This is a genomic window from Bartonella sp. CE47NXGY (assembly GCF_042195415.1).
In the GTDB taxonomy this organism is placed as follows: domain Bacteria; phylum Pseudomonadota; class Alphaproteobacteria; order Rhizobiales; family Rhizobiaceae; genus Bartonella.
In genome coordinates this window covers 2,669-8,565 of sequence record NZ_JBHIOI010000042.1, presented here as the reverse complement: position 1 = coordinate 8,565, position 5,897 = coordinate 2,669, and the positions used below count along the sequence as shown (strand labels likewise).

The window sequence follows — 5,897 nt, the reverse complement described above, 5'->3', positions numbered from 1 at the left end:
CCCCATTTCATATTGATTATTCCTCCTAAACTACTGTTTTTTTGTTCTCCATGCCCATTGCCGTATTCTTTCCAATATTCCTCTCTCTGCTTCTCAAACTTTTTTCTCTCTATAAGCGATTGATGTGTTTTTGGATTAGCATGAATAACAGAAGTATATTTTTTATGAAATTCATGGCTAATTTCCGCTAGGGGTCCATCGGGGGTTTGCTTTAGGTGATGCAACTCAACAGGCTTGCCATCAAACCCCATAGGTGCTCTTCCTGTTTTTGTCCTTTCAATATTGGTACCCCACACCTTTTTCTTCTTTACTGTCCAATTAACAATTTGGTTAGGATCAAACAAATCGTCTCTCCGATAAACTGTGTAGGTCTGTCCAAATTTGCTATCGGTAAATTTAGTGGGTTTCTTTTTTAACCAAAGCTTTTTTTCTTTAGCAGCGAGTTTGGTCAGTTCTTTCCTCGCCGCAAGTTTGTCAGGATCTCCTTGAGCTGCAAGTTTGGCAAGATTTTTCTTGGAAGCGAATTGGGCAAAATCTTTCCTAGCAATGAACTTGATCACAGCCTTGTTGCCAAGATTTATAGCTCCCTTGGCTGCTCCAGCTCCTCCAGCAAAGTTTTCTAATACTCCGGCTGATAATCTTCCAGTTTCAAAACCAGCATTAAAAGCTCCGTTAACTTCCGCTTTTTCAAGATTCTCTTTTACGTAATCTATATCCCCTATAAACGCATCCTCAACACCTCCCCAGAATTGACCAGCACCTTCCCAGGCATCATCAATCACATGTCCACTCACGACCCAAGACGCTCCTGTTTCAATGTCTTTAACAGCCCTTTTCGCGCCCCCCCATGGATTGCTAGCAAATATCATTATTTGTAACATCATGTTCTTCACAGCGCCATCAGCTAACTCGTATAGCTTGATTGGTGCATCGGCAATGAGACCAGCCATAATTCCTGTCGCAAAAGTTCTATCTTGTTGTTCATCAATCTCGAACCATTTTTCGTTAACATCTCTTCGACACTGATCATCAGGGCATTCTTCTAACTCTTTCTTCATCTGAGCGCGTTGTGCACTACCCAAAAAGTTATTTGCAGCGGCATTACCAGCGGCATCGGCGCCGGCATCAACATTGCCACCGGCAATGGCGGCAGCAACGCCCCCGGCAGCCCTTGCAACATCAATGGTGTGATCTCTAAAGTCAGCAAACTGCGCATCAATCTTTGCGTTTATACGCGCTTCCTCTTCCGCTGTAGGGGTGCGACCGTTTAGATCCCCCATTTCCTCTTTCACAATGCCTTGCACCCACAATTGAAACTGGAGCATAGCGGTGGCTTCGCCCACAGCACCCCCCACAGCACCGGCTGTGCAAGCACCGCTCGCAACAGCGCCTTTTAAGCAGCCAAGTCCTGCATGGGCAACGATCTGCGTGACCGTATCTATTTTGCCTTCAGCCTTGGCGGTACCGATTTCTTCCGCCAACGATTTGCCAACCGTATCAGACAGGGCGATGCGCAGATTGTTAAAAAAGTTCTTGTCAAGAGAGCCACCCTCAAGAGCCGTTTGAACGCCTGTGCCAATGGCGGCTTTGATCAGGTTCTTTTCCGCTTCACTGGCGATACGATCGACAAAAGGAGCGGTTTTTGGCAAAGATTGTCCAACACCTGCCATTTCCGTTAGTTGGCTGGTTAAGCCTGCTGTCAACATCGACGAAACAATGCTGAGAACATTCTTTGAAGAGCCAAGCTCATGCAAGGCACCGGCAATGTTGCCGCGATTATTGACAAGAGCCACAGCGCTTTTGTTAATCAGCGCTTGGACACCAGCCTGTATCGCTGCATTCATGGCGGTGCTCGAGCCAAGCCCCAAAGCACCGGTAATGGCACTGGCAGCGCCCGAGGCTGCTCCACCCGTAACCGCCGTGACAGCCAATGCCACGAGAGCCGCACCGGCTTCTGTCAGCCCTTGGGCTTTATAATCCCAGTCTTTAAATTCAGCCTTAACTGCTTGCCAATCCACTTGCTTGGATAATTCTGGATCATCACGCAGTTGCTTGATCCATGCCATGCCTGGAGAGCGAGACAATTGCTCAAGGGATTTGTCTAAATCACCGGTTGCCTGATACTCAACAACGAAGCCATCACCCGCATCAAGCTTTATGCCACCCTTAGCATCTATGGTGACATGTTCGATGGTCTCCTTAAGGTAACCTTTATCGCTCTCACTCCACCACACAAGGTTTTCATTACGCTGATAAACGTCCTTAAAATCTTGATCCTTGTTGGTCAGAAACTTGATTTTTCCCGTATCTGATGCCAAATGCGTCTGACCACCACTTGATAGCCCTGCCGCATCAAGCGTGAGATCCCCATTTTGCGCGTGCATGGAGAGGTTGCCCTCTGCTTCTATCGTGGTTTTGTTTGTAGTAACTTCTGTTGATTGTTGACGAAACTTATTCTTTTGCTTCGATTTGTCGCCTTCTTTGCCCCTCAGATCCAAATCAAAACTGTTAAAATCTTGCTCTGAAATCGCGTTGAGAGCGCCACCACTGGTGAAATCCCCATTGCCCTTGGCTTTAAACTTTCCCCCAAGGTTAAGTTCACCACCTGTGACAATGGTCAAATCTCCATCACTGTTGACTTCTGTCAAACGGTGCTCACTGCTTTGGGCGTTATAATGCCCTTTTTCCAATGTCTCCTTATGGTCACTCTCTAGCACTAATGAACCAAACGTAGCAGAACCATCGACAATCACCGTCATCGGACCGCCACTGCTCCATTGGCCACCAGTCATGCTTAAATCGCCAAGGGAGTGAATGTTTAAATCCTGTATAGAAATGATTTGAGCCTGCTGCCCACTGCGATCAACAAAACCATATTCATTCGTGTCACGGATTTTTGCAGTCCCATCAATGATTGTCTTCGCATTGAGGGTGATGATATCCCCCAGAATAACACCGGAAGAATTGGCTAAAAGATCGCCACTGCTGAGATCTACAGCACCGCTGCCAAGCAAAAAACCACCATCATTAAACAAAGTTTGCGTAGTCGAAACATGCAATGCACCATTACTTGATATGGTGCCGCTATTGGCAAAACGGTCCGTCTCTATAGTGACGCCATTGCCTTTTATTCTAGCACTGGCGAAGTTTCCTTGCTGCGTTTTTGCCCCATAAACATCTTGTGCTAAAGAAGTGTTTGGTGCCAAATAAACATGAGGTACCAAGACCTCTTGTCCATCGACAAGGTGGGTCTCAAGCCAGATCATATCATTTTTGATCCCAGCAATTTGCTGAGGCGTTAAGGGCTTGCCTAGCTCTAACCCCAAGGGATCTTGCTGCTCCACAGCATTGTCATAGAGCCTTTGCATTTGAGCATTGGGATCTTCAACATCAAGAAGAGTGCGATTACCTGTCAGCTCAAAGATTTGCTCACCCACCAGACGATATTCAAAATAAGCATCCCCTAATCTTTTAAACACGTTCTCAGGCTTATAATTGCCAATCTTTTTTAAGTAATAGTCCGATCCCAAAAATTTACTTGGGTTGATAAAGTCCTGTCGCGTCTCGACTAAAAATGGCACATCCGGTGTTTGGGTCTGGTCCAATTCTGTCTTAACAGAGTTAAGCCCATCTTGCGTTGGCACTTGTATGGATTCTGGTGCGGGTGTTTTTGTGCTTGGTGCAAAAAGCCCTTTGTGCCCTTTCAAACCATTGATAATACCGTCCAATCGATCATCACTAATCAGTGGTTTGGAACCGTCAAAATCGGTGTTTTTAACACCAGCCAACCCTTTATCGCCAGAGCTTAAGCCAACTTGCTCAACCCCCTCACGCACCGCATGATTGTCAATATAGCCTGTCAACTTGGCATCAAGCGTGCCACCAGCTTCAATCGTGCCGTAAACAGCATCATAAGTGCGCGTGATTATTACAGGATCATCAACATATTCCGATGTGTCTGTATCTCCTATTTGAGCCACCCCTGCACCCAAAATATCACCAGATGTAGTCTCAATGCGTGTTGTCGTCTCAATCTTGGTTGTTTCGGTTAAATCACGCCCCTCATTGAGCAGCGTATCGCCATGCATCACAATGTTGCCATTGGCAGCAATTAAACTATAACTATTGCGGATATCGCCGGCATGAACCGTGAGATGACGCCCTGCTAAAATCTGGGCAGCATTATTGGTAAAATGAGGCTGCTGCTGACTAACCGTCGTTGTAACTCTGGTAGTTGTGGTAGTTGTATCAACAAGAAACCACCCATCTGTTTCGGTATGTGATGTTTCATAGACATTGCGATTCACCACTTTATCGCTAACTTCGACCCCACCTTCGCGCATGTTGGTGAGAGCTGAGACATCGAAGATCATATCGCCTGACACGGCTTCTAAAAGACCCGAGCTGTTGATCACATGACCAGCCCGCTCTCCACTTAAACCACGGATGATGAGATTGTCTTCAGCAATGACATCGGCAAACTTATTAATAAAATCCCCATCTAAGGAGAAAATGGCAGATTTCTTGGCATAAATCAGCCCACTATTACTCAGATCAGCGCTCACATTGAGCGCAACCCCATCACCACTTGAACCAATACTGCCGGCATTGTCCAAAACATCTGCGGTTAAGACAAAAGCACCACCACTTTTGAGAACTCCGTCTTCACCATTTAAAACCAGAGCAACTTGCCCCAATGACGGATCATGGCTTTCTGCTATAAGCGTAAAACTGTCACTGGCTAAAAGCTGACCGGAATTGGCTAAAGACCCAAGCTTCGCATCAACAACACCGCCCACCATAATACCGGAATTGCTTAAAACATCATGACTGTTGAGAGTCAGTACCCCGCCTTGCGCTTCCACAAGCCCAGTTTGGGTGAGTGTGCCTGCCTTCAGCGTTACATCATAGGCGCCAACCTCACTTGTCTCGCCCATTGTCAATATGCCATCACTGGAAAGCTCTATCCGCTTTTTAGAGACAATGCGCCCCGTTTGGCTGAGATTTGTTTGCGCATGCAAAGCAATGGTATCATTGCTTTCTATTGTGCCACTATTGCTTAAATCACCGTGGCTGGTCAGTTGAAGGTCACCACGCTCAATCTCTATGTGCCCTGCTTGGATCACACTATCAGCAACAATATTGACTGCCCCTTGCGTAGAAATAAGACCATCAACATTCTCAAAACTGCCCACATCAATGCGCAAACCATCCCGCGCTAAAACATGCGCACCTTCATCATGTGTAGCGTTTTGTTGCTCTGAATTTGTCGTTTCAGCGCTTTTATTGACAAAAGACGTTGCAACAATCTTCATCTCACCGGCTAAAGCACTGAGAAGACCAGCCTCATTATTTATATGACCAGCACGTGTCTCTTTCAGCCCACCAATGCTGAGAGCCTCTTCTGCAATCATTCTGCCCTGTGTGTTGGTTAAATCACCATCACTGAATACGTCCATAGATTTTTTGGCGTAAATCAGCCCACTATTGCTGACATTCCCTGCCACATTGAGGGCAACATTCTCACCACTAGAGCCAAGCACACCGGCATTGTCTAATTGCCCTGCGGTCACAACAAAAACGCCACCACTTTGAAGGACACCTTCGGATGTATTCTTCAGAAAGGCTTGTTGCGGATCGGCGCCTTCTTGTGTGCTTACCATCAAATGCAAATCATCGGTTGCAATAAACGTCCCTTGATTGGTAAATGCACCAATATGAGCATCGACACTCTCACCGCGCATTGTGCCGCTATTGATAACCCCATCACGCACTTGAAGGGTTAATGCTCCTTCTTGAGCTTCCACAATCCCTGCTTGGGTTAAAGCATCAGCACTTAAAACCACATCATAACTTAAAATCGTGCTCTCTTGAGAGGTTGTGAGCATGCCCCCCGC

At 46.5% G+C, this 5,897-nt stretch carries 1 protein-coding gene; it reads right to left on the bottom strand.

The window, feature by feature from the left end; translation table 11 throughout:
- The coding region (locus tag ACFIL3_RS08380; RefSeq protein ID WP_375682070.1) for a DUF637 domain-containing protein at positions 1 to 5,897 on the bottom strand (5,897 nt) is incomplete at both ends.